Raw genomic sequence first — 23,491 nt, forward strand, 5'->3', positions numbered from 1 at the left:
CACGGGCACCTAATACCGGATGCGGCGTGAACGCCTTATCCTGCCTACCCTTAATCGTTCTGAGCCATCTGCCCAGCCGCCATCTGGGCGGCTTTTTGTTTTTTATAGCTCAACGCCGCTGCCGGAACAGGCATCACTTTGCCGGTTTCAATCCACGTGCGTAAACGACTCGCATCGGCAAAATGGGTATATTTGCCAAATGCATCCATCACCACCAACGCCACCGGTTTATTATTGAAGACCGTACGCATTACCAGGCAATGCCCCGCCGCATTAGTAAAACCGGTTTTGGTTAACTGGATATTCCAGTTATCGCGATACACCAGGTGGTTAGTATTACGGAATGGCAAGGTATAAGCCGGGTTTGAGAAGGTCGCCATCTCTTCGCGAGTGGTACTTAACTGACCAATCAACGGATACTGTTTGGTGGCAATCAGCAGTTTGGTTAAATCACGGGCAGTTGAAACGTTATGCACCGACAATCCGGTCGGTTCAACGAAGCGCGTGTTGTTCATTCCGAGAGATTTCGCTTTCGCATTCATCGCATTAATAAATGCGTTATAGCCACCAGGATAATGGTGCGCCAGGCTTGCCGCTGCGCGGTTTTCTGAAGACATCAGCGCCAACAACAGCATCTCTTTGCGGCTGATTTCGCTGTTCAGTCGCACGCGCGAATAAACGCCTTTCATCTCTGGCGTCTGGCTGATATCCACTTTCAGTTTTTCATCCAGCGGCAATCGTGCGTCAAGCACCACCATCGCAGTCATTAATTTGGTAATTGAAGCAATCGGACGCACCAAATCCGGGTGGTTCGAATAGATCACTTTGTTGGTATTGAGATCAACAATCATCGCACTACCGGAGGCAATTTCCGGCTGCGAAGCTGTAGTCGCGGCTGCCGTTTTGGCAACGGCCTGAGGCGCAAAAGGCACAGCCAGCATCAGGGCCAGGCTAAATAAAGAAACTCGAAATTTCGGCATGATGAGCATTCAGATAGTGGTTCACGCGCATGGGTTGCGCACCGCCGGAGTAAGGATTTACTGAGGCTGGCGAGGCCATCATAACGAGCAAAAAGTGCGATCGTCAAAGGAGAATCGTGAGGAAATGCTGCATTGCTGATATTTACGCCAACAATGCAGCACAAAAGAACTTTCTAGAACAGGCGATAACCGTAACCCCACAGAATAACGGTAATGGCGAGCAGCACTTCCAGCACCAGCACGCCAATCGCCAGTGTCGAACTGGAGAAGCTAAGACCTTCCTCTTTGTTGATATTCAGGAAGCTTGGAATACCGAGATAAAGCAGATAGCCGGTGTAAAACAGCGCCACCGTTCCCACCAGCGCACACAGCCAGACCAACGGGTAAAGCGCCACCAGGCCGCTTAAAAACAGCGGTGTTGCAACGTAGCCCGCGAAAACCATACAGTGCGCAAGCCACGGGCGCTGTGGGTAATTGCGTGCCATCCACCAGATGACTCGTCCCATCACTGCCACCCCAGCCAGCATAACGCCATAAAACAAGACAGCCAGCGCCAGTCCGGTAAACCAGGATAACTTCAGGATAGTGCCATCGCCAAAATTCCAGCCGATTTGTGTAGTGCCAATAAAGGCGCAGATCACCGGGATCGCCGCCATCAGCAGAACGTGGTGGGTGTAGTGATGAGAAATCGTTTCGTTTTCACGATTAATCACCTGCATTTCACGATCGGGATGGGAAAACAGTCCCCAGACATGGCTCATACCGCCCCCTTGTTGTGAGTTCATGAACCTGACAGTTCAAGTATAAGTCAGCTTGTGGTTATTTTTTGTTCTGACGCAAAATTTGCGTCGCGTGATAAAACGCCTTCTCCTGCGTAAACAATTCACAGGGTGTATGCTTACAGACAATCAAACGGAGACAGACCGACCTATGGATCTCAATACACTCATCTCACAATATGGTTATGCCGCGCTGGTGCTCGGTAGTCTGGCAGAGGGTGAAACCGTGACATTGCTGGGAGGCGTTGCGGCACATCAGGGATTATTAAAATTCCCACTGGTGGTTCTTTCTGTGGCGCTTGGCGGCATGATTGGCGACCAGGTGCTTTATCTGTGCGGACGGCGATTTGGCGGCAAACTGTTACGCCGTTTATCAAAACATCAGGACAAAATTGAGCGCGCACAAAAGCTGATCCAGCGTCATCCTTATCTGTTTGTCATCGGCACGCGTTTTATGTACGGCTTTCGGGTGATTGGCCCAACGCTAATTGGTGCCAGCCAGCTCCCACCGAAAATCTTTCTGCCACTGAATATTCTCGGCGCGCTGGCCTGGGCGCTGATTTTTACCGCTATTGGTTACGCGGGAGGCCAGGTGATTGCGCCGTGGCTGCACAATCTCGATCAGCATTTGAAACACTGGATTTGGTTGATTCTGGTCGTGGTTCTGGTGGTTGGCGTGCGCTGGTGGCTGAAACGGCGTGGGAAGAGAAACGCTGGATAAACCTAACGTCCCCACAGGCATACTCATCAGCTACGTTTATAACCACCACCCAGCGCACCGGTGAGCTGAATGGACGCATCCAGCCATTGCCCTTGCAAAAGCAGACCGTTCGCCCGTTCACGGAGCGCCGGGATTCGGGCTTCGCTGATGCGAGAACCTGCGATGATACCTGCGTTAAAACGCGCCTGCGCCAGACCAACTACCCGCAGGGCATCGCGCTCAATTTGCGCCTGATGCTGATTTTTCTCCGCCAGTGTCTGAACCTGAGTTGCTGCCCGCGCCACGTCATTCACCGCTTCAACCACCGCTTTGTTGTAACTGGCGATCGACAAATTGCTTTCGGCTTTCACAATATCAAGGTTGGCGTTAAGACGACCACTATCGAAAATAGGTAGCGTCAGACCTGCCGTAACGCCCATTTGCTGCGCAGAATGACGGAACAAATCGCTTAAGTGCAGCGCATCTTGTTGCAGAAAGGCCATCAGGTTGATGTCGGGGTAAAAGGCAGCTTTTGCCGCATCGATGGTGCTTAAGGATGATGCAACGTACCAGTGTGCCGCCTGTAAGTCTGCCCGGCGAGCCAGCAAAGAATAGCCCAGGTCGTCAGGAAGTTTGCTTTCCACTTTGGGCAGCGCAACCGGATGCAGTTTTAAGGCGTTCGTCTGGCTGTTAGTCAGCGCAGTTAGCCGCGCCTCAATAATTTTCATTTTCCCCGCGACATCGTTGAGCTGTTGCCGGGTTTTGCTGGCATTGATATCGGTTTCGACACCTTCAACCGACGAGGTAATGCCGCGCAGATATAACTGGCGGTCGGTCGCGATAATCGTGTTCTGCTCTTTTTCGATTTGCTGCAAGACAGTGTTTAAAGCTGCCAGGGTTTGCCACTCCCAGTACAAACGAGCCACACTGCCTGCCAGCAATTGCCGGGTCTGCTCGCGTTCTGCCGCCTGCGCTTTTACCGTACCGAGGCGCGCAGTCACTTCCGCCCGATTCTTTCCCCAGATATCGAGATGCCAGCCCGCCATTAAACCAAAGGTGCCGTTGGTGTACCAGGGGCCGGTAGTGCCTGCGGCAGGATCGTCCAGGGCAAACGGTCCCATTAACCCTTCTGCCGACATTTTTTGCCGTTCCATATCCGCAGAAAAATCGAGCTGTGGACCATCCTGGACGGCGACGGCCTTCGCCTGTGCTTCAGCCAGTTGAATGCGCTGTTCAGCAACCTGCATATCCGGCGCGTTCTGTATGGCATTATTAATTAAGGAAGTGAGTTGATTATCGTGATGTTCCAGCCACCACTGACTGTCCGGCCAGCCGTTTTTCAGAGATACCGGTAATGCGGTGTCAACATGTGTGGCGGGCGTTTGCTGGCTTAAAGCCTGGCGTGTTTCATGCATAGGCGCACACCCGGCCAGAGTAAGTAACAACGGAAAACAGGCGATTGCCGGATAAAAGGAATCACGATTCATGGGGGAGTAATCAGGTAAGAAAAGGTGCGCGGAGATTACCGTGTGTTGCGATATATTTTTTAGTTTCGCGTGGCAATACATCAGTGGCAATAAAGCGACATATTCAGAAAAATATAAAGTAAGTGAATGATATTCTCCGATTTATCTTAATTCTTTATGAATGGCGGCAAAGGGTTTTGTTTTTTCCTATACTTATTTAGCACTCACAAATAAAGGAACGCCAATGAAAATTATACTCTGGGCAGTATTGATTATTTTCCTGATTGGGCTACTGGTGGTGACTGGCGTATTTAAGATGATATTTTAAAATTAATTAATGTCATCAGCTCCGAAAATAATGAGGATATTTCAGTCTCTCATCCTGTTGCGCCCCTGTCATGTACATTGCTTCATATAATCACTGGCGCAAGGAGCACGCAGGGGGTGGATAATCACCTCCTCCCCCTGCCCCCCGGCTTATCCCTTATGACTATCGGGTCGATGATTTTTAGAGTTTTTCTATATCAATCGCCTGAATAGCCCTTGCAATATCAGGGGAATTATTCAACACCCGAACATGATGAAATAAATCCGTTGCTTCATCATATTCTTTACGCAAATAACTCAACCACTGCTTAATCCGTGCGACGTGATATAACCCGGTATCGCCCTGTTTTTCCAGACGGGTATATTTTTGCAGCAATGCAACGACCTCCGGCCACGGCATCCGCGGTTCGTTATATTTCACCACTCGGCTCAGGTTAGGAATATTAAGCGCCCCACGCCCAATCATCACCGCGTCACAACCGCTGATAGCTATACATTGTTGCGCACTCTGCCAGTCCCAGATTTCTCCGTTGGCAATAACCGGAATGGCCAATCGCTGACGAATATCGCCTATCGCCTGCCAGTCGATATGCTCTGCACGGTAACCCTGCTCCTTTGTCCGCCCATGAACGACCAGTTCCGTAGCCCCAGCCTGCTGGACAGCATCGGCAATTTCAAACTTCTTATCACCGCTGTCCCAACCAAGCCGCACTTTCACACTGACGGGTAAATGCGCCGGTACAGCTTCGCGCATCGCTTTTGCCCCCTGATAGATAAGTTCAGGATCTTTGAGTAACGTTGCCCCGCCGCCACTGCCGTTAACCGTTTTCGACGGGCAACCGCAGTTGAGATCCACGCCCCAGGAACCCAACTCCACCGCACGGGCGGCGTTCTCTGCTAACCATTGCGGGAACTGACCCAGCAGTTGTACCCGCACCAGTGTCCCGGAAGGCGTTCGACTGGCGTTTTGCAGCTCAGGACAAATGCGATGAAAAACTTTTACCGGCAGCAGTTGATCCACCACGCGGACAAATTCGGTGATGCACAGATCGTAGTCATTAACTTCGGTCAGTAATTCACGCACCAGGGAGTCAAGCACACCCTCCATCGGTGCCAGTAACACACGCATATCATCACCCGCAAAAAAATGAGGCGCTATGGTAGCGCCTCCGGTCAACGGATTAAAGGTCTGCAGAGAGGGATTGCTGCAAACTACAATCCCTCTCTATGCTTGATGTATGGCTGGCGCGCTTTCTGATCTGCAAAAGTATGGTATGCCTGAGTTCGCTGCTCACATCGTCATGCCCTGGCGCGAAAAATAAGCGATGTTTTCTTAATGTGATCGGTAGCACATTTTATAGATTAATTGTATGATGAATCCATCTCATCTGGGGTGTTGATTATGAGTAAGACACTGAACATTATCTGGCAATATTTACGCGCTTTTGTCCTGATTTATGCCTGCCTGTATGCAGGCATTTTCATTGCTTCCCTGCTACCGGTAACCATTCCGGGCAGCATCATCGGGATGCTAATCCTGTTTGTCCTGCTGGCCTTGCAAATTCTTCCGGCGAAGTGGGTCAATCCGGGGTGTTACGTACTGATTCGCTATATGGCACTGTTGTTTGTGCCAATTGGCGTAGGCGTAATGCAATATTTTGATTTGCTACGCGCACAGTTTGGCCCGGTGGTGGTTTCCTGTGCCATTAGTACGCTGGTGGTTTTTCTGGTGGTGAGCTGGAGTTCGCACCTGGTACACGGTGAACGTAAAGTCATAGGTCAGAAAGGATCAGAAAAATGATGGCGAATATCTGGTGGTCATTACCGTTGACATTGATTGTCTTTTTTGCCGCCCGCAAACTGGCAACACGGTATAAGTTTCCGTTGCTTAACCCGTTGCTGGTGGCAATGGTGGTGATCATTCCTTTTTTAATGCTGACCGGCATCTCTTACGACAGCTACTTTAAAGGTAGCGAAGTGTTAAACGATCTGTTGCAACCGGCGGTGGTCGCACTGGCCTATCCTTTATATGAACAACTGCACCAGATCCGCGCGCGCTGGAAATCCATCATCACTATCTGTTTTATCGGTAGCGTGGTCGCGATGGTGACGGGGACTTGCGTAGCATTGTTGATGGGCGCTTCACCGGAAATCGCTGCATCAATATTACCGAAATCGGTTACCACACCAATTGCGATGGCCGTTGGTGGCAGTATTGGCGGTATTCCGGCAATCAGCGCGGTTTGTGTGATTTTTGTCGGTATTTTGGGTGCGGTGTTTGGTCATACGCTACTCAATGCGATGCGTATTCGTACCAAAGCAGCGCGTGGCCTGGCGATGGGGACGGCCTCTCACGCCCTCGGAACAGCGCGCTGTGCCGAGCTGGATTATCAGGAAGGCGCATTTAGTTCGCTGGCGTTGGTGTTATGCGGGATTATTACCTCGCTGGTTGCACCATTTCTTTTCCCGATTATTCTGGCAGTAATGGGCTAAAATTTGCGATGCGTCGCGCATTTTTGATGTAAGTTTCACGCGTTGCATAATTAATGAGATTCAGATCACATATAAAGCCATAATGGGTTCGTAAACTGTTATCCCATTACATGATTATGAGGCAACGCCATGCATCCACGTTTTCAAACTGCTTTTGCCCAACTTGCGGATAACTTGCAATCTGCACTGGAACCCATTCTGGCAGATAAGTATTTCCCCGCGTTGTTGACCAGAGAGCAGGTCTCTTCGCTGAAGAGCGCAACGGGGCTGGACGAAGACGCGCTGGCTTTCGCACTGCTACCACTGGCGGCGGCCTGTGCCCGCACGCCATTGTCGAATTTTAATGTTGGTGCCATTGCGCGCGGCGTGAGTGGAACCTGGTATTTTGGTGCCAATATGGAATTTATTGGCGCAACAATGCAGCAAACCGTTCATGCCGAACAAAGCGCAATCAGCCACGCCTGGCTGAGCGGTGAGAAAGCGCTCGCGGCCATCACCGTTAACTACACACCTTGTGGTCACTGCCGTCAGTTTATGAACGAACTGAACAGCGGGCTGGATCTACGCATTCATCTGCCGGGCCGCGAAGCGCATGCGCTGCGTGACTATTTGCCGGATGCCTTTGGGCCGAAAGATCTGGAGATTAAGACACTGCTGATGGACGAGCAGGATCACGGCTATGCGCTGACTGGCGATGCGCTTTCTCAGGCGGCAATTGCCGCGGCCAACCGTTCGCACATGCCTTACAGCAAGTCTCCAAGCGGCGTGGCGCTGGAATGCAAAGACGGTCGTATTTTCAGTGGTAGCTATGCTGAAAACGCCGCATTCAACCCAACTCTACCGCCGTTGCAGGGCGCATTAATTCTGTTAAATCTCAAAGGTTATGATTACCCGGATATTCAGCGGGCGATTCTGGCAGAAAAAGCCGATGCGCCGCTGGTTCAGTGGGATGCAACCTCGGCAACGCTGAAAGCTCTCGGTTGTCACAATATCGACCGCGTGCTTCTCGCTTAAGCCCGGTGCCGGATGCGGCGTGAACGCTTGATCCGGCCTACAGAGTGCAAAATTTCGTAGGCCGGATAAGCGTAGCGCATCCGGCATTTCTACTCACCCTGGTGTCGAAAATCCCGGCAAACAGTTTGCCGTTTCTTGCGCAAAGCCCACAGGTAAAGTAGCCTGATTGAAATTCCCCAAGATCGAGTTTTCAGCATGTTAAAGCGCGTGTTCTACAGCCTGTTAGTCCTGATCGGCTTGCTGCTGTTGACAGTGCTCGGCCTCGACCGCTGGATGAGCTGGAAAACTGCGCCTTATATCTACGATGAATTGCAGGATCTCCCCTACCGCCAGGTCGGCGTGGTACTTGGCACGGCAAAATATTATCGTACTGGGGTGATTAATCAGTATTACCGCTACCGTATTCAGGGTGCAATAAATGCCTATAACAGCGGTAAGGTGAATTATCTATTACTTAGCGGTGATAACGCATTACAGAGTTATAACGAACCGATGACCATGCGCAAAGATTTAATTGCCGCTGGCGTCGATCCGGCTGATATTGTTCTCGACTACGCCGGTTTTCGTACCCTGGATTCCATCGTGCGTACACGCAAGGTGTTCGATACCAACGACTTCATTATTATTACTCAGCGCTTCCACTGTGAGCGGGCATTATTTATCGCTCTGCATATGGGTATTCAGGCGCAGTGTTATGCCGTACCGTCACCAAAAGATATGTGGTCAGTACGTATTCGCGAATTTGCCGCCCGCTTCGGTGCGCTGGCTGACCTTTATATTTTTAAACGTGAACCGCGCTTTTTAGGACCACTGGTCCCTATTCCGGCAATGCACCAGGTGCCCGAAGATGCGCAGGGTTATCCCGCCGTCACGCCAGAACAGTTACTTGAATTACAAAAGAAACAAGGAAAGTAGTTATGGATGTTCAGCAGTTTTTTGTCATTGCCGTTTTTTTCCTTATCCCGGTATTTTGTTTTCGCGAAGCATGGAAAGGCTGGCGTGCTGGCGCAATTGATAAACGGGTTAAAAATGTGCCGGAACCGGTGTATGTCTGGCGTGAAAAAAATCCCGCTCTCTTCTTTGCTTATATAGTGGCGTATAGCGGCTTCGGTATTTTATCCATCGGTATGATTATTTATCTTATTTTTTACCGATAATATTATTTCTCGCCCACTGTTAACTATTGAGAATAATTATTATTTCCCCCGCTAAGCTGCGGATATAACATTCTGAACCGCAGCTATTTGTGAATCTTTTCACAGTTTAAATTCCCCCGCACGCTTAGCCTTAATATCAGCACGTTATATTTACTATACGTTCGCCTTAATTACCCATAGCATTAAGGAAGATCACATGCCGCAACAAAATTATCTGGATGAACTCGCTCCGGCTTTTACGCCTTTACTGGCGATTAAAGAAGCCTCTCGTTGTTTATTATGCCACGACGCCCCTTGCAGCCAGGCGTGCCCGGCGCAAACCGATCCGGGAAAATTTATTCGCTCAATCTATTTTCGTAATTTTAAAGGCGCTGCCGAGACTATTCGCGAAAATAATGCCCTCGGTGCCGTTTGTGCCAGAGTGTGCCCCACAGAAAAATTATGCCAGAGCGGTTGTACCCGCGCAGGTGTCGATGATCCGATTGATATTGCTCGCTTACAGCGTTTTGTTACTGATTTCGAACAACAAACCGGAATGGAAATTTATCAACCGGGCAGTAAGACGCTTGGTAAAGTAGCGGTTATCGGTGCTGGCCCTGCTGGGCTGCAGGCCAGCGTGACGCTAACCAACCTGGGTTACGACGTCACGGTTTACGAAAAAGAAGTACAACCAGGCGGCTGGTTGCGTAACGGCATTCCACAATTCCGTTTGCCGCAGTCGGTGCTGGATGCGGAAATCACCCGCATCGAAAAAATGGGTGTGACTATTAAGTGCAACTGTGAAATTGGCAAAACGCTCTCGCTGGAGCAACTGAAAGCAGAAAACCGCGCGGTGCTGGTAACCGTGGGGTTATCGCGTGGTTCCACCCTGCCGCTGTTTGAGCATAGCGACGTTGAGATTGCCGTCGATTTCCTGCAACGCGCACGCCTGGCACAAGGCGATATCAGCATTCCACAAAGCGCATTAATTATTGGCGGCGGCGATGTCGCGATGGACGTTGCCAGTACGCTGAAAGTTCTCGGTTGTCCGGCGGTGACCTGCGTGGCGCGTGAAGAGTTAGATGTGTTTCCGGCAAGCAAGAAAGAGTTCACCGGTGCTCAGAAATTGGGGGTATCGATTATCGATGGCTTTACGCCTGTGGCGGTAGATGGCAATAAAGTGACGTTTAAACATGTTCGTTTACCGGGCGAGCTGACGATGGCGGCAGACAAAATTATTCTCGCCATCGGTCAACATGCCGAACTTACCGCTTTTGCTACACTGGAACCCCAACGTAACACTATCGAAACGAAAAATTACCAGACCCGTGACCCGCAACTGTTTGCCGCTGGCGATATTGTTGAGGGTGATAAAACCGTGGTCTATGCCGTGAAGACCGGGAAAGAAGCCGCCGAGGCGATCCATCACTATTTAGAGGGAGCTTGCTCATGTTAACGAAAGATCTTTCTATTACCTTTTGCGGCGTGAAGTTTCCCAACCCGTTCTGCCTCTCTTCTTCGCCAGTAGGCAATTGCTATGAGATGTGTGCCAAAGCCTACGACACCGGCTGGGGCGGCGTGGTATTCAAAACTATTGGCTTTTTTATCGCTAACGAGGTTTCGCCACGTTTTGATCATCTGGTGAAAGAAGATACCGGTTTTATTGGCTTCAAAAATATGGAGCAGATTGCCGAACATCCGCTGGAAGAGAATCTGACCGCTCTGCGTCGGCTGAAAGAGGATTACCCGGACAAAGTGCTGATCGCCTCGATCATGGGGGAAAATGAGCAACAATGGGAAGATCTGGCGCGTCTGGTGCAAGAAGCTGGCGCGGATATGATCGAATGTAATTTCTCCTGCCCGCAGATGACTTCTCATGCGATGGGTAGCGATGTCGGGCAAAGCCCGGAACTGGTAGAGAAATATTGTCGGGCGGTGAAACGTGGTTCAACGCTGCCGATGCTGGCGAAGATGACGCCGAATATCGGTGATATGTGCGAAGTGGCGCTGGCGGCTAAGCGTGGCGGTGCAGATGGCATTGCAGCGATTAACACCGTTAAATCCATCACCAATATCGATCTGAATCAGAAAATCGGTATGCCGATCGTTAACGGTAAATCGAGTATTTCCGGTTATTCCGGTAAAGCGGTGAAACCGATCGCCCTGCGCTTTATTCAGCAAATGCGCACGCATCCGGAGCTGCGCGATTTCCCGATCAGCGGTATTGGCGGCATTGAAACCTGGGAAGACGCGGCAGAGTTTTTATTGCTCGGCGCGGCTACACTGCAGGTGACCACCGGAATTATGCAGTACGGTTATCGGATTGTGGAAGATATGGCGAGCGGGTTATCGCATTATCTTGCCGATCAGGGATTTGACTCGTTACAGGAGATGGTGGGTCTGGCGAATCACAATATTGTCCCGGCGGAAGATTTAGACCGCAGTTATATCGTCTATCCCCATATCAATCTTGATAAGTGTGTCGGCTGCGGGCGCTGTTATATTTCCTGCTACGACGGTGGTCACCAGGCGATGGAATGGGATGAGAAAACACGCACGCCGCATTGTAATACCGAGAAATGCGTCGGTTGTTTGCTTTGCGGTCACGTTTGCCCGGTTAGCTGTATTGATCTCGGGGAAGTGAAGTTTAAGAAGGGAGAGAAAGAACATCCGGTAACGTTGTAGGACGGATAGTAGGACGGATAAGACGCACCAGCGTCGCATCCGACATTTGACACCAACTGCCGGATGCGGCGTAAACGTCGCATCCGGTAATGCCCAAATTCACATCACTTCTTACGCGCGTACTTCAGGGAATCCAGCGCCACGGCGAAGATAATGATCGCCCCTTTGATGATGTACTGCCAGTACGGGTTGACGCCGATATAGGTCAGACCGTAGTTGATGACCGTAAAGATAATGACCCCGGTCACCACGCCAATGACCGTACCCACGCCGCCGCTAAACGATACACCGCCCACCACGCACGCCGCGATAGCATCCAGCTCATACATAAAGCCGAGGTTGTTGGTGGCAGAGCCGATACGTCCGGCTTCTAACATCCCACCAAAGGCATAGAACACGCCAGACAACGCATAAATCATCAGCAGATTCAGGCCGACGTTAACACCCGAAACTTTCGCCGCTTCCGGGTTGCCGCCAATAGCAAAAATATTCTTGCCGAAACGGGTTTTGTTCCACAGCACCCAGACAAACGCCACGGCAATCAGCGCGTAGAAGGTGATGTAAGATAGCCGGAAACTCCCCAGCGCAATAAACCCCTGGGCAAAGGTGGAGAAGCCGCTATCAAAACCGGAAATCGGTGACGCACCAACAAAGTCGTAATAGAGCGAGTTGATACCGTAGACGATAATCATCGTGCCGAGCGTGGTAATGAACGGCGTCACGTTGAGGTAAGCGATAATCAGACCGTTGATCAAACCGATAACCGCGCCAATGGCACAGACTATCAGAATAACCAGCGCAATCGGCATGGTCGCCATTTCGGGGAATACTTTGTTGGCGTTATCCATCGATTGTAACAAGGTAGCCGCCACCACCGCCGCCAGCCCTACCTGACGACCAGCAGAAAGGTCAGTTCCCTGGGTGACAATTAACCCTGCCACGCCGAGCGCAATAATAATACGCACCGATGATTGGGTAAGAATATTACTTAAGTTCAACAGGCTTAAGAATGTTGGGTCCTGGAAAATAATAATAGCCAGCAAAACTAAAAGAACGACGTAAATACCACCTTCTTTCAGGTAAGTAAGAAAACTTTTCTTATTTAACGCACTCATGGGAAGCCCCTAATCTTAAAGGTGCAAAGACGCAAGACGCAGAATTTCGTTTTGCGTTGTTGTTTTTGTATCGACAATGCCGGAAACGAGACCATTGCTCATTACCAGAATACGGTCCGTTATCCCTAACAACTCTGGCATTTCAGAGGAGATAATAATTATCCCCTTGCCTTTTTTCGCCAGCTCGGCAATTAATTGATAAATTTCAAACTTCGCGCCAACATCAATGCCACGCGTCGGTTCGTCGAGCATTAATATTTCCGGTTGCGTTAGCAGCCAGCGCCCAATAATGACTTTTTGCTGATTACCGCCGGAGAGTGAACCAATTTGCGTACGATGACCCGGCGTTTTTACCCTCATCGAATCAATGACCCACTGGGTGTCGCTTTTCATCCGCGAATTATCCAGCAGCCCCACTTTGTTTTTGTAGTTGCGAATATTAGAAATTAACGAGTTAAAGCCAATATCCAGGTAAGCATAAATCCCCGTTGAGCGGCGCTCTTCGGTGACCAGCGCGAACCCATGGTTAATGGCTTCGTTGGCATTATGGTTATTAATCTTTTTGCCGTGCAGTGTAATGGTGCCGGAAGATTTCTCACGGATCCCAAACAAGGTTTCGACAATATCGGTACGTTTCGCACCTACCAGCCCGGCAATACCGAGGATCTCCCCTTTATGCAGATCAAACGAGACATCGCGAATTGACGGCTGACGCAGTGACGTCAGGTTACGCACTTCAAGGATCACTTCGCCAGGTTTGTTTTGCTTATCCGGGAAACGCTGATTAAGAGAACGGCCAACCATCATGGCGATGATCTTGTCCATCGTCAGCCCCGCCAGCGGCTCGGTAGCGATCCACTGTCCGTCGCGCAGTACGGTGACTTCATCACATAACTGGAATATCTCTTCCATTTTATGCGAGATATAGACAATACCGCAGCCGCGTTCTTTTAATTTACGAATAATGGTAAACAGATGATTGACTTCTTTTTCAGTTAATGAAGAAGTTGGTTCATCCATAATGACTATTTTCGCGTTATAGGAAAATGCTTTGGCGATTTCAATCATCTGCATTTGTGAAACGGACAACGTACCAACGCGCGCACGCGGATCGATATCAATATCCAGTTCGTCAAATATCGCTTTGGTTTCGCGGTACATTTTATCCTGGTCGACAAACATCCCTTTGGTGGGATATCGCCCCAACCACATGTTGTCCATGACCGAACGCTGTAATACCAGGTTTAACTCCTGGTGTACCATCGAAATACCATTTTCCAGGGCTTCTTTGGCTGAGTGAAAATCGATTTCCTTACCCTGGAATAAAATAGTGCCGGAGTCTTTTTGATAGATACCAAACAGGCATTTTAATAATGTCGATTTTCCTGCGCCATTCTCCCCCATTAACGCATGAATGGAGTGTGGTCGCACTTTTAAATTAACGTTATCAAGTGCCTTAACGCCTGGAAAAGACTTGTTGATACCGCTCATTTCCAACAAGTATTCTCCTGATGACGGAGTCGTTGAGCTGACCATATAATTTTACCTTGTTGGCCATACAATAAGGGCGCAGTGAATGACTGCGCCCAATCAGTCTTATTTCTTGCTGAATTCAGCCAGATTGTCTTTATCTACGCCAACATAAGGAACGCGGATAACTTTATTGTCGATTTTCCAGTTGGTGCCGTCAGCGGCTCCCTTGCCATCAGCCAGATTTTTCGCCAGATCAAAGGTCGCTTTCGCCTGGTTGTTAGCATCGTTCAGCACGGTGCCAGCCAGTGCACCAGATTTCACCAGTGCCAGAGCTTCTGGCAGCGCATCGACGCCAAACACCGGAATGCTGGACTTGTTGTGTGCTTTCAGAGCTTCAACCGCGCCCATTGCCATCGCATCGTTGTTTGCGATAACCACTTCGATTTTGTTGGCGTTCGGGCCAGACAGCCAGGCGTCCATCTTATCTTTCGCCTGAGCGGTATCCCACATTGCGGTATCTAACTGTAACTGTTCAGTTTTAATGCCTTTGTCGTTTAGCTCTTTGATGACATACGTAGTGCGCGCTTCTGCATCCGGATGACCCGGTTCGCCTTTCAGCAGTACGAACTGAATCTGACCGTCTTTGTTGAGATCCCAACCCTGATTCGCCGCCCAGTGTTTAGCAATCAAATCGCCCTGAATAATCCCGGATTCTTTCGAATCGGTGCCAACGTAGTAGGCTTTGTCGTAACTATCCAGCGCCTTACGGGAAGGTTCTTTATTGAAGAAAACGATTGGCACGTTTTGTCCGCGCGCTTTCTCAATCACCGTACCCGCAGCAGCCGGGTCAACCAGGTTGATTGCCAGCGCCTTCACCCCTTTCGCCAACAGCACGTCAATCTGATCGTTCTGCTTGGACTGATCATTCTGTGAATCATTCATCAGCAACTGGACGTCTGGCGCGGCTTTCGCATCTTGTTCGATAGCCTTACGCACTACAGACATAAAGTTATCGTCATATTTATAAATCGTCACACCAATACGGGTATCAGCAGCGTGTGCAGCGGCACCGAATAACATGCTGGCCATCACAGCAGACAGGGTTAACACCTTCTTATTCATGGTATCTCCGGTTTTTCTTATGCAGGGTAGTGCTTGAGATAAATGCTCGGCGGGGCAGTATGGTTAATGAAGTGTTACTGAACGCCGAAGCTCACGTTTTAAAATTCGTTCTTCCATGTCCGGTAACGCTCCAGAAAACAGCTTTAATTGTTGTTATGACGCTATACCTCGATAAAAGTGAATTTCCACTGTTACACATAGGTTACAACGTTAAAACGGTGCAATCATAACTACTGCATTGTTAACATACTGTGAAATCACTCACAGATTGAAAGCGGTTACATCGCGTGATTTGTTGAGTTAGTGATCGCCGCCGCATTCTGGCGTATAGCAACAGAATGACGACGCACTAACGTCGGCATAAAACAGTGACTGGCACGCAGATCAATGTTGCCTGCGGCCCCCTGTAATGCCAGTTCGGTGGCCATTTTCGCCATTGAAGCAATGGGATAACGTACGGTTGTTAACTGCGGGTCGGTGTAACGGGCGATGGGGATATCATCAAAACCGATGATCGAGAGATGTAACGGGATAGCAATACCATTGTCTTTTAACGCTGTCAGTGCGCCAGCGGCCATATTGTCGTTATAGGCGAACACCGCGGTGAGTTGCAGATTACGCCCCAGCAGTTCAACCATCGCAGCTTCGCCGCCGGGCATATCTGGCGTACCGGTGCCGATCCAACTCTCTGGCGGAACAATATCCTGCTCTTTCAGCGCGCTCATCCAACCGGCTTTGCGCATCGCGTCATCTTCAATACCGTGGCTGGAAGAAAGATAACCGATACGCTGATGACCGTTATTCAGTAACATGCGCGTCGCCATTCGGGCACCGCTGATATTATCCAGGCAAACGCAGCGATGGGCGTAACCCGGCACAACGCGATTGATTAACACCATGCCGGGAATGTTGTCCATAAACTGCACCAGTTCGTCGTCACTTAACGCTTTTGAGTGAACGATCAACGCATTACAACGCTGGCGGATTAACACCTCAATGGCGTGCCGCTCTTTTTCCGCTTCATGATAGCTATTGCCGATTAGCACATATTTCTGGTGTTGCTGGGCGACAAGATCAACGGCTTTCACCAGCGCACCGAAAAAGGCGTCGGAGACATCCATCACTACCACGCCAATAGTCTCGCTCACCTGAGTTGCCAGCGCCTGGGCATTGGCGTTTGGTCGGTAGTCCAACTCGCTCACTGCTTTCATAACCGCTTCACGCGTGTCCGCACTTACCAGAGCGCTGTTATTTAGCACCCGGGAAACCGTTGCCACAGAGACGCCAGCCTGACGCGCTACATCACGAATGGTGATCATATTCACTACCTGTTGTGAGATTGCAGTAAGTTACTGCTTGCTGGCGGCTATTTTGTCAGCACTGAATACAGGACTTCGTGAATCGAGTCACAGCAATGGAAACGGTTACAACCATTTTGTTAATGAATGTGATCCAGATCGTTATCTGGATGTTTTGGATAATGCAGGTCCGGCAGCGCGCAAGGTTAACTGACGCCATAACCATTCTACCGGCCCCTGGCGGAAGTAACGCAACCAGATAACAGAGAAAAGCAGATTCGCCAGCCATACTGGAATAACAAACACCAGCAGTTCCAGACGGTCAAACTGCATAAACAAACCGAGGTGGTAAAACAGTGTGGTACAAATCAGCGTTTGCAGCAGGTAGTTGGTCAGCGCCATCCGCCCAACGCAAGCAATCGCCAGCACCAGCTTAAAGCGGCTTAATTGCGGCCAAAAGCCGAACAGTAACGAGGCATAGCCAATCGCCTGAAATGGCGCACTCAGTTCTCGTGGCATCTGGAGTAAGAAGGCGCACCAGCGATATGCCCAGTCCAGCCGCCATTGTAGTGCGATAGCAGGAAGGTTAATCATCACCCCAATTGCCACCAGCACAAAACCGGTACGGCGATAGTGGCGCAGGCTGTACTGCCCTTTCAGCCAACCACTACGCATCAATGCCGCGCCAATCAACATCATCCCCGCCAGTTGCCAGCCATACTGCGCTCCCAGGGCCAGCAAACTGTTCCCTACCCCGTCGGCGCGGTTACTGATGGCTTCAACGCCGCCGTGAAGTTTCCAGTATTTTTCATACAAAATGGCGGATGCATCCGGTGTCCAGGCACGGCTGGTCTGGCTATCGGAAATCACCCCCAACAACAGCAAAACACCAAGCCCTATCAGATAAAGCATGACGCCAGTGTTAAACAGGCTTTTTACCGATGGCGCATCGCGCACCAGTCGCCAACTGATTAAGCCCACCAACCCGTAAGCCAGCAGGATATCGCCGTCCCAGAATAATAAACCGTGAATAAAGCCCAGCAAGACCAGCAGTGTTAGACGTGACTGGATCCAACGTCTGCCACGCGGCAGCAACATTTGCAGACCGGCACCAAACAGCAACGCAAAAAGCGTGAGGAATTTCACCTGGCCGATAAGATCGAGAAAAGCCCAGCTCCAGGCATCCTGCGGTGTAATGGTGCCGTACCAGGCGGGATTGAGATAAGCCGCCTTTGGGAGTCCAAAGGCGCTGATGTTGAGAAGCAGGATCCCCAGAATGGCGACGCCGCGAACAAAATCGAGCGTGACGTTGCGCTCCATGGTTCCTGCCTTTTAATCAGTTGTGATGACGCACAGCGCGCAAAAATTCGTGGCGCGTATTCTGACTGGATTTGAACAAACCACCGAGGGAAGTCGTTGTCGTGGCGCTGGTCGCGTCGCGAATACCACGCGCTTTTACGCAGTAATGCACCGCGTCGATAGAGACCGCCACGTTATTGGTGCCCAGCAGCGTTTGTAGCGCAATGAGAATTTGCTGGGTCAGACGTTCCTGTACCTGCGGACGCTGGGCAAAGAACTGCACAATGCGGTTAATTTTCGACAGGCCGATGACCGAATCTTTCGGGATGTAGGCCACCGTCGCTTTGCCATCAATAGTGACAAAATGGTGTTCACAAGTGCTGGTCAGGGTGATATCGCGCACGGTGACCATTTCATCGACCTTCATTTTATTTTCAATGAGGGTGATTTTCGGGAAGTTGGCGTAATCCAGACCGGAGAAAATTTCATCGACATACATTTTGGCGATACGATGCGGCGTTTCCATCAAACTGTCATCAGCCAGGTCGAGATTCAATAACTGCATGATTTCGGTCATATGACCGGCAATAAGGCTTTTGCGCGTTTCGTTATCCATTTCATGCACGGGCGGGCGTAGCGGTGTTTCAAGTCCTCGCGCAACCAACGCTTCATGAACCAGGGCCGCTTCTTTACTGAGTGATGGCATTTATGATTTCTCCTGCAGGTGTGACGCCTCCGCCCTGCGTGGGGGCAAAGTTATTAAGCTGATTCGCAGCCTGATTATTGTGCGTGAGGTGGCGCACATAATCCAGTATTCACAGCGATAATTATTGTAATTGCCGCTGCCTTTCAGCCGTAGATGTTAAAACATCGTTATGCATATGCGGAAGTGAAAGTTACTCACAACACACTGAATAAACGGTATGATGAAAAAATTGCAAACAACATAACAAGGAGCCACGCATGGAAATGCTCGAAGAGCATCGCTGTTTTGAAGGCTGGCAGCAACGCTGGCGACATGACTCCAGTACCTTAAACTGCCCGATGACGTTCAGTATCTTTCTCCCACCGCCCCGCGATAACGCCCCGCCGCCGGTGCTGTACTGGCTTTCAGGCTTAACCTGTAATGATGAAAACTTCGCCACCAAAGCAGGTGCCCAGCGCATGGCGGCAGAACTGGGGATTGTACTGGTAATGCCAGACACCAGCCCGCGTGGCGAACATGTTGCCAATGACGACGGCTATGATTTAGGCCAGGGTGCCGGGTTTTATCTTAACGCCACGCAACCGCCGTGGGCGGCACATTACCGGATGTATGATTATCTGCGTGATGAATTACCAGCACTGATTCAGTCGCAATTTAACGTCAGCAATCGCTGCGCCATCAGCGGCCATTCGATGGGAGGTCATGGTGCTCTGATTATGGCGCTGAAAAATCCGGGCAAATATACCAGCGTTTCCGCCTTTGCGCCGATTGTGAATCCGTGCAGCGTTCCGTGGGGAATCAAAGCATTTAGCACCTATCTGGGTGAGGATAAAAATGACTGGGTGGCATGGGACAGTTGTGCGCTGATGTACGCCAGCAATGCGCAGGATGCGATCCCGACGCTGATTGATCAGGGTGATAACGATCAGTTTCTTGCCGACCAGTTACAACCCGCCGTGTTGGCAGAAGCCGCGCGCCAGAAAGCGTGGCCGATGACGCTGCGTATTCAGCCGGGTTATGATCACAGCTATTACTTCATTGCTTCTTTTATAGAGGATCATCTGCGCTTCCATGCGCAGTATTTACTGAAGTGACAGTCCGCCCGGTTCGCCGGGCATCTTCTCATCAGAAGCGATAATCCACCGCCATAAAGTAACGACGTCCGTCTTCGTTATAGCTGTAGTCATCACGGCTGAGATCTTTATCTGTCAGGTTCAGCACGCCCGCGCGCAGTTTGACGTCTTTGGTCACCTGCCATGCCGCACCGGTATTCCAGATCGTATAGCCACCCGGCGTTTTAGCCGTATCGCTATCGGCACGTTTCTGCCCGGTATAATGAGCAGAAACATAGAATGACCAGTCTTCCAGCACCAGTGGTTTCCAGTCCAGCGTACCGTTGGCGGTATGGAACGGCAGATCGGAAAGCGGTTTGTTTTCACCATTGCTGACATCACGACCATCGTTATAGGTGTAGTTGAGTGACAGTTTCCATTCGTCACTGAACGGGATTTTCAACTCGGTTTCCACGCCCTGAATGCGCGCTTTGTTAACGTTGTAGTAGCTGAATACCGGTACACGTCGACCATTAGCCCCGGTTTCAAAACCTACAAAGTTCTGGTAGCCCGGTGCAGCGTTGACGTCGGACGTGCGGCTGATACTGATGCGATCTTTCACATCGTTACGGAAAACAGTCACGCTGGATTCAACGCCTTCCAGCCAGCCTTCTTCCCCCATGTAGTAAAGCCCCAGCTCCCAACTTTCGCTGGTTTCTGGCTTCAGATCCGGGCTACCAACAATCTTACATGCGCCACGGCAGGAATTAGTCGTCCAGTCAGGGCTAAGTTGCAGTAAAGAAGGTGCTTTAAAAGCCGTCGCCCAGCCGCCTTTCACCGTTACGGTATCGGTGGCGTTATAGACCAGATAGGCACGCGGGCTCCAGTGATCGCCGTAGGTTTCGTGATCGTCCATACGCACGCCGGTCGTCAGCGCCAGCGGCTCGAAGATCCGCCATTCGTCTTCCACAAACAGTGCATACTGGCTGGCAGATGTTTTGGTGCTGGTGCCCCCGGTCAGGTTTACCGCATCGCTAAGTTTGTCGTGACGCCATTCACCGCCGACCGTGACAAACTGATTAATCGCCGTCAGCGGTAACGTGTATTTGCCATCAACAGTATTACTTTCTGAGGTAATCGGGCTGCTGTTACCAGGGTTTTTGTTTTCGACTTTCTCGCCATAGTATTTCAGCTCACTGGAGCCATAATCCCAGCGACCATTATGGCTGACAGAGTAGTTCTGGCGTTCCAGGCGGTTTTTGTCCAGCGAGTCGGAATCACGATCCTGACGGTCGAAACCGTAACCAGCGGTAAAATCGTGATTTTGATTCGGCGTCCAGGCAAATTCGACATTGCCATCGCGGCTGGAGAATCCTTCAATGCGCGGCGTTTCTCCGCTATCGGTGGTGGTTGAGTTCTGCGGGTCATCCTTTTCACGTTTCGCCAGGCTGCCGTAGGCTTTCATTCCCAGCACGCCGTCAATTAGTGGCCCACTGGTAAAAAACTGACCGTTGTAGGTGTCGCCGCGATCGCGATGCTCCTGAATGGTGGTATCGACCGTAACGGTTCCTGACCATTTCTGGCCAATTTTTTTGGTGATAATGTTGACCACCCCGCCGAGCGCATCAGAACCATATAACGAGGACATCGGGCCACGTACCACTTCAATACGTTCGATGGAATCAACCGGGATCCAATTCAGATCGAAGTCATTATGACGGAAGACAGCATTGCGGGAGTTCACGCGTTTACCATCGACAAGAATCAGGGTATAGCTGCTGTCCAGACCACGAATGCTGACGCCCTTGCGATTGTCCCCTTCGTTAGTCAGTTGTACGCCTGGCACTTCTTTGAGGACATCTTTCAGGTTCTGTACCGGTTTACGCTGCAAGTCTTCCTGGGTAATGACGCTGATACTGGCAGGTGCGTCTTTGAGGTTTTGTTCAACGGAAGAGGCGGTGACAACCATCGTTTCGCCATCATCATCAACCGCTAACACAGGCCATGCACAAGAAATCGCGGACAAACACAGCCCGACCCGTACGAAGGGGTTCAACCTAAACATTCCATATCTCCATGAGGTAACTACGAAAATAAAATGGGTTATCGCTCACATCTTCTTCACGTCCTCTTGCGCACGGCAGCATCGCAGTGGACTTTTTTTGTATGCAGGTGATCATCCCAGAGCGCCTGAACAGCCTCTGATTTGTCAGCCTTTTTCATTTCGCGTAACAATAATGCAAACGATAACAATTATCAATTCAATTGTTAAATTTTATATCCTTATGATTTATATGGGAAATAGAATTGAAAAAGCCCTCTCAGGTGAGAGGGCTTAATAAGGAAGAGATAACGCTTATTTATTGTCGTTCTGTGGGAACTTCATTTCGCTGTAACGCACGAAGTGAGTTCCTTTAATCAACTTGTAACCAAACCAGATGGCCAGGAACAGCGGGATACCGATATACGTTGCCGCTACGCCGCCCCAGTCGATGGTATCTTTCAGGAACGCTTCGTAGTTCTGGCCCAGAGTGATAATCAGGCACAGCACAAAGGCGAAGATCGGTCCCAGCGGGAAGAAGCCCGAACGATACGGCAGGTCGTTAATATCGTGTCCCTGCAATACATAGCCACGACGGAAACGATAGTGACTGATAGCAATCCCCAGCCAGGCGATAAAGCCGGTCATCCCGGAGGTATTCAGCAGCCACAGATACACCGTCTGGTTACCAAACATGGAGGTCAGGAAGCACAGACCGGCAATCACCGTCGTGGCATATAGCGCATTACGTGGTACACCGCCGCGCGACAGTTTAGAGAAAATACGCGGCGCTTTGCCATCGCACGCCAGGGTGTACAGCATACGGGTAGACGCGTACATACCGGAGTTACCCGCTGACAGTACTGCTGTCAGAATAACCGCGTTCATCACCGCCGCCGCAGAAAGCAGTCCTGCGTGCTGGAACACCAGCGTGAACGGGCTGACGCTGATGTCTTTCACATCATTGCGTAACAGACTTGGATCGGTGTACGGAATGATCAAGCTGATGATCAGGATCGCGAATACATAGAACAGCAGAATTCGCCAGAACACCTGACGTACCGCACGCGGAATATTTTTCCCCGGCTCTTCAGATTCACCCGCCGCAATACCAATCAGTTCGGTTCCCTGGAAGGAGAAGCCGACAATCATCGCCACACCGATCATCGCCGCAAAACCACCGGCAAACGGTGCCTCGCCTATCGTCCAGTTACTCCAGCCAGCAGGCTGTGCACCTTTGAAGATACCGAAAATCATCATCACGCCAACGGCGATAAAGATAATCACGGTCGTAACTTTGATCAGTGAGAACCAGTACTCCGCTTCACCAAAGCCTCTGACCGAAATGTAATTCAGCAGGAAGATAACGCCGAGGAACAGCGCACTCCAGATCCAACCAGGGACATCCGGGAACCACCAGCTCATTACCAACTGCGCGGCCACCAGATCAACAGCGATAGTTACCGCCCAGTTGTACCAGTAGTTCCAGCCCAGCGCGAAGCCAAAGCCCTCTTCTACATAGTTCTGACCGTAAGTCGCAAACGAACCAGAAACTGGCATATACGCCGCCAGTTCGCCAAGACTGGTCATCAGGAAGTAGACCATCAGGCCAATCAAAATATACGAGAGCAGCGCCCCGCCCGGACCTGCCTGAGAAATCGTTGCGCCAGAGGCAACAAAAAGACCCGTACCGATGGAGCCACCAATGGCAATCATCGTCAGGTGACGCGCCTTTAATTCACGGCGTAAGCCCGGCGCTTCTGTGGTTTTAGTTTCGGAAACCATACGAAAATGCTATCCATCAT

Annotated in this window: 22 protein-coding genes; 10 read left to right on the forward strand and 12 right to left on the reverse strand. The window is 50.5% G+C overall.

Going from position 1 to position 23,491, the window contains the following annotated elements; translation table 11 throughout:
* Positions 1 to 50: 50 nt before the first annotated feature.
* Both pbpG and A1WG_RS20130 read right to left on the reverse strand, forming a co-directional pair.
* On the reverse strand, positions 51 to 980 hold the full coding sequence (gene pbpG, locus A1WG_RS20135) for a D-alanyl-D-alanine endopeptidase (RefSeq protein ID WP_001516701.1): 930 nt from the start codon (positions 978 to 980) through the stop codon (positions 51 to 53).
* A 173-nt stretch (positions 981 to 1,153) separates the two neighbouring features.
* Positions 1,154 to 1,741 (reverse strand): Yip1 family protein, encoded by a 588-nt coding sequence (locus A1WG_RS20130; protein ID WP_001516702.1) that lies wholly within the window; start codon positions 1,739 to 1,741, stop codon positions 1,154 to 1,156.
* A gap of 169 nt (positions 1,742 to 1,910) precedes the next feature.
* Between A1WG_RS20130 and A1WG_RS20125 the strand changes: the two genes are divergently transcribed.
* Complete coding sequence (locus A1WG_RS20125; RefSeq protein WP_000365434.1) at positions 1,911 to 2,480, forward strand: DedA family protein; 570 nt, start codon at positions 1,911 to 1,913, stop codon at positions 2,478 to 2,480.
* Positions 2,481 to 2,506: 26 nt separating this feature from the next.
* On the opposite strand, the gene mdtQ is transcribed toward A1WG_RS20125, so the two are convergent.
* Positions 2,507 to 3,946, reverse strand: coding sequence for a multidrug resistance outer membrane protein MdtQ (mdtQ, locus tag A1WG_RS20120; protein WP_001516703.1), 1,440 nt, complete (start codon positions 3,944 to 3,946; stop codon positions 2,507 to 2,509).
* Between the two features lie 223 nt (positions 3,947 to 4,169).
* On the opposite strand from mdtQ, the gene yohP reads away from it, so the two are divergent.
* Positions 4,170 to 4,253, forward strand: a complete 84-nt coding sequence (gene yohP, locus A1WG_RS25050) for a small membrane protein YohP (protein ID WP_000691708.1) — start codon at positions 4,170 to 4,172, stop codon at positions 4,251 to 4,253.
* A 180-nt stretch (positions 4,254 to 4,433) separates the two neighbouring features.
* Here yohP and dusC read toward each other — a convergent pair whose 3' ends face one another.
* Entirely contained in the window at positions 4,434 to 5,381 is a 948-nt protein-coding gene (dusC, locus tag A1WG_RS20115) for a tRNA dihydrouridine(16) synthase DusC (RefSeq protein ID WP_001264859.1), read from the reverse strand.
* Positions 5,382 to 5,654: 273 nt separating this feature from the next.
* On the opposite strand from dusC, the gene A1WG_RS20110 reads away from it, so the two are divergent.
* The 7 genes from A1WG_RS20110 to preA all read left to right on the forward strand — a co-directional run bounded on the left by A1WG_RS20110 (position 5,655) and on the right by preA (position 11,580).
* Positions 5,655 to 6,053 (forward strand): CidA/LrgA family protein, encoded by a 399-nt coding sequence (locus A1WG_RS20110; RefSeq protein ID WP_001516704.1) that lies wholly within the window; start codon positions 5,655 to 5,657, stop codon positions 6,051 to 6,053.
* Positions 6,050 to 6,745, forward strand: coding sequence for a CidB/LrgB family autolysis modulator (locus A1WG_RS20105; RefSeq protein WP_000968214.1), 696 nt, complete (start codon positions 6,050 to 6,052; stop codon positions 6,743 to 6,745). The genes A1WG_RS20110 and A1WG_RS20105 overlap by 4 nt, the downstream gene beginning before the upstream one ends.
* Positions 6,746 to 6,874: 129 nt before the next feature.
* Positions 6,875 to 7,759 (forward strand): cytidine deaminase, encoded by an 885-nt coding sequence (gene cdd, locus A1WG_RS20100; RefSeq protein ID WP_000553575.1) that lies wholly within the window; start codon positions 6,875 to 6,877, stop codon positions 7,757 to 7,759.
* 195 nt (positions 7,760 to 7,954) lie between these two features.
* Complete coding sequence (sanA, locus tag A1WG_RS20095) at positions 7,955 to 8,674, forward strand: outer membrane permeability protein SanA (protein WP_000920076.1); 720 nt, start codon at positions 7,955 to 7,957, stop codon at positions 8,672 to 8,674.
* Between the two features lie 2 nt (positions 8,675 to 8,676).
* Positions 8,677 to 8,916, forward strand: a complete 240-nt coding sequence (locus A1WG_RS20090) for a DUF2542 family protein (protein ID WP_001516705.1) — start codon at positions 8,677 to 8,679, stop codon at positions 8,914 to 8,916.
* Positions 8,917 to 9,112: 196 nt separating this feature from the next.
* Positions 9,113 to 10,351, forward strand: coding sequence for an NAD(P)-dependent oxidoreductase (locus tag A1WG_RS20085; protein ID WP_001516706.1), 1,239 nt, complete (start codon positions 9,113 to 9,115; stop codon positions 10,349 to 10,351).
* Positions 10,345 to 11,580: an NAD-dependent dihydropyrimidine dehydrogenase subunit PreA gene (preA, locus tag A1WG_RS20080; RefSeq protein ID WP_000956081.1), complete on the forward strand. Its 1,236-nt coding sequence runs from the start codon at positions 10,345 to 10,347 to the stop codon at positions 11,578 to 11,580. The genes A1WG_RS20085 and preA overlap by 7 nt, the downstream gene beginning before the upstream one ends.
* A 104-nt stretch (positions 11,581 to 11,684) precedes the next feature.
* On the opposite strand, the gene mglC is transcribed toward preA, so the two are convergent.
* From mglC to folE, 6 genes are all read right to left on the reverse strand, one after another.
* A complete protein-coding gene (gene mglC, locus A1WG_RS20075; RefSeq protein ID WP_001275110.1) occupies positions 11,685 to 12,695 on the reverse strand; it encodes a galactose/methyl galactoside ABC transporter permease MglC in 1,011 nt (336 codons plus the stop codon).
* 15 nt (positions 12,696 to 12,710) lie between these two features.
* Positions 12,711 to 14,231, reverse strand: a complete 1,521-nt coding sequence (gene mglA / locus A1WG_RS20070) for a galactose/methyl galactoside ABC transporter ATP-binding protein MglA (RefSeq protein WP_000255047.1) — start codon at positions 14,229 to 14,231, stop codon at positions 12,711 to 12,713.
* Between the two features lie 60 nt (positions 14,232 to 14,291).
* Positions 14,292 to 15,290, reverse strand: a complete 999-nt coding sequence (mglB, locus tag A1WG_RS20065; RefSeq protein ID WP_001516707.1) for a galactose/glucose ABC transporter substrate-binding protein MglB — start codon at positions 15,288 to 15,290, stop codon at positions 14,292 to 14,294.
* Between the two features lie 278 nt (positions 15,291 to 15,568).
* Complete coding sequence (gene galS, locus A1WG_RS20060) at positions 15,569 to 16,609, reverse strand: HTH-type transcriptional regulator GalS (protein ID WP_000628623.1); 1,041 nt, start codon at positions 16,607 to 16,609, stop codon at positions 15,569 to 15,571.
* Between the two features lie 141 nt (positions 16,610 to 16,750).
* Positions 16,751 to 17,908 carry a DUF418 domain-containing protein YeiB gene (gene yeiB / locus A1WG_RS20055; protein WP_001516708.1) on the reverse strand — a complete coding sequence of 386 codons (1,158 nt, stop codon included), beginning with the start codon at positions 17,906 to 17,908 and terminating at the stop codon, positions 16,751 to 16,753.
* A gap of 16 nt (positions 17,909 to 17,924) precedes the next feature.
* Positions 17,925 to 18,593 carry a GTP cyclohydrolase I FolE gene (folE, locus tag A1WG_RS20050; protein ID WP_001139613.1) on the reverse strand — a complete coding sequence of 223 codons (669 nt, stop codon included), beginning with the start codon at positions 18,591 to 18,593 and terminating at the stop codon, positions 17,925 to 17,927.
* 257 nt (positions 18,594 to 18,850) lie between these two features.
* On the opposite strand from folE, the gene yeiG reads away from it, so the two are divergent.
* Positions 18,851 to 19,687, forward strand: a complete 837-nt coding sequence (gene yeiG, locus A1WG_RS20045; protein ID WP_001516709.1) for an S-formylglutathione hydrolase — start codon at positions 18,851 to 18,853, stop codon at positions 19,685 to 19,687.
* Positions 19,688 to 19,718: 31 nt separating this feature from the next.
* On the opposite strand, the gene cirA is transcribed toward yeiG, so the two are convergent.
* On the reverse strand, positions 19,719 to 21,710 hold the full coding sequence (cirA, locus tag A1WG_RS20040; RefSeq protein ID WP_001516710.1) for a catecholate siderophore receptor CirA: 1,992 nt from the start codon (positions 21,708 to 21,710) through the stop codon (positions 19,719 to 19,721).
* A 291-nt stretch (positions 21,711 to 22,001) separates the two neighbouring features.
* Entirely contained in the window at positions 22,002 to 23,471 is a 1,470-nt protein-coding gene (gene lysP, locus A1WG_RS20035; protein ID WP_000253267.1) for a lysine-specific permease, read from the reverse strand.
* Between the last annotated feature and the right edge of the window lie 20 nt (positions 23,472 to 23,491).

The organism is Escherichia sp. KTE96 (assembly GCF_000408525.1).
Lineage (GTDB): Bacteria > Pseudomonadota > Gammaproteobacteria > Enterobacterales > Enterobacteriaceae > Escherichia > Escherichia marmotae.

Excerpts from the sequence above, each read along its gene's own strand:
- A1WG_RS20085 (WP_001516706.1), top strand. The coding sequence starts at position 9,113 with ATGCCGCAACAAAATTATCTGGATGAACTCGCTCCGGCTTTTACGCCT.
- A1WG_RS20090 (WP_001516705.1), top strand. The coding sequence starts at position 8,677 with ATGGATGTTCAGCAGTTTTTTGTCATTGCCGTTTTTTTCCTTATCCCG.
- lysP (WP_000253267.1), bottom strand. The coding sequence starts at position 23,471 with ATGGTTTCCGAAACTAAAACCACAGAAGCGCCGGGCTTACGCCGTGAA.
- pbpG (WP_001516701.1), bottom strand. The coding sequence starts at position 980 with ATGCCGAAATTTCGAGTTTCTTTATTTAGCCTGGCCCTGATGCTGGCT.
- mdtQ (WP_001516703.1), bottom strand. The coding sequence starts at position 3,946 with ATGAATCGTGATTCCTTTTATCCGGCAATCGCCTGTTTTCCGTTGTTA.
- mglC (WP_001275110.1), bottom strand. The coding sequence starts at position 12,695 with ATGAGTGCGTTAAATAAGAAAAGTTTTCTTACTTACCTGAAAGAAGGT.
- A1WG_RS20105 (WP_000968214.1), top strand. The coding sequence starts at position 6,050 with ATGATGGCGAATATCTGGTGGTCATTACCGTTGACATTGATTGTCTTT.
- yohP (WP_000691708.1), top strand. The coding sequence starts at position 4,170 with ATGAAAATTATACTCTGGGCAGTATTGATTATTTTCCTGATTGGGCTA.
- A1WG_RS20130 (WP_001516702.1), bottom strand. The coding sequence starts at position 1,741 with ATGAGCCATGTCTGGGGACTGTTTTCCCATCCCGATCGTGAAATGCAG.
- mglA (WP_000255047.1), bottom strand. The coding sequence starts at position 14,231 with ATGGTCAGCTCAACGACTCCGTCATCAGGAGAATACTTGTTGGAAATG.
- sanA (WP_000920076.1), top strand. The coding sequence starts at position 7,955 with ATGTTAAAGCGCGTGTTCTACAGCCTGTTAGTCCTGATCGGCTTGCTG.
- galS (WP_000628623.1), bottom strand. The coding sequence starts at position 16,609 with ATGATCACCATTCGTGATGTAGCGCGTCAGGCTGGCGTCTCTGTGGCA.
- cirA (WP_001516710.1), bottom strand. The coding sequence starts at position 21,710 with ATGTTTAGGTTGAACCCCTTCGTACGGGTCGGGCTGTGTTTGTCCGCG.
- cdd (WP_000553575.1), top strand. The coding sequence starts at position 6,875 with ATGCATCCACGTTTTCAAACTGCTTTTGCCCAACTTGCGGATAACTTG.
- preA (WP_000956081.1), top strand. The coding sequence starts at position 10,345 with ATGTTAACGAAAGATCTTTCTATTACCTTTTGCGGCGTGAAGTTTCCC.
- yeiG (WP_001516709.1), top strand. The coding sequence starts at position 18,851 with ATGGAAATGCTCGAAGAGCATCGCTGTTTTGAAGGCTGGCAGCAACGC.
- A1WG_RS20110 (WP_001516704.1), top strand. The coding sequence starts at position 5,655 with ATGAGTAAGACACTGAACATTATCTGGCAATATTTACGCGCTTTTGTC.
- A1WG_RS20125 (WP_000365434.1), top strand. The coding sequence starts at position 1,911 with ATGGATCTCAATACACTCATCTCACAATATGGTTATGCCGCGCTGGTG.
- mglB (WP_001516707.1), bottom strand. The coding sequence starts at position 15,290 with ATGAATAAGAAGGTGTTAACCCTGTCTGCTGTGATGGCCAGCATGTTA.
- yeiB (WP_001516708.1), bottom strand. The coding sequence starts at position 17,908 with ATGGAGCGCAACGTCACGCTCGATTTTGTTCGCGGCGTCGCCATTCTG.
- folE (WP_001139613.1), bottom strand. The coding sequence starts at position 18,593 with ATGCCATCACTCAGTAAAGAAGCGGCCCTGGTTCATGAAGCGTTGGTT.
- dusC (WP_001264859.1), bottom strand. The coding sequence starts at position 5,381 with ATGCGTGTGTTACTGGCACCGATGGAGGGTGTGCTTGACTCCCTGGTG.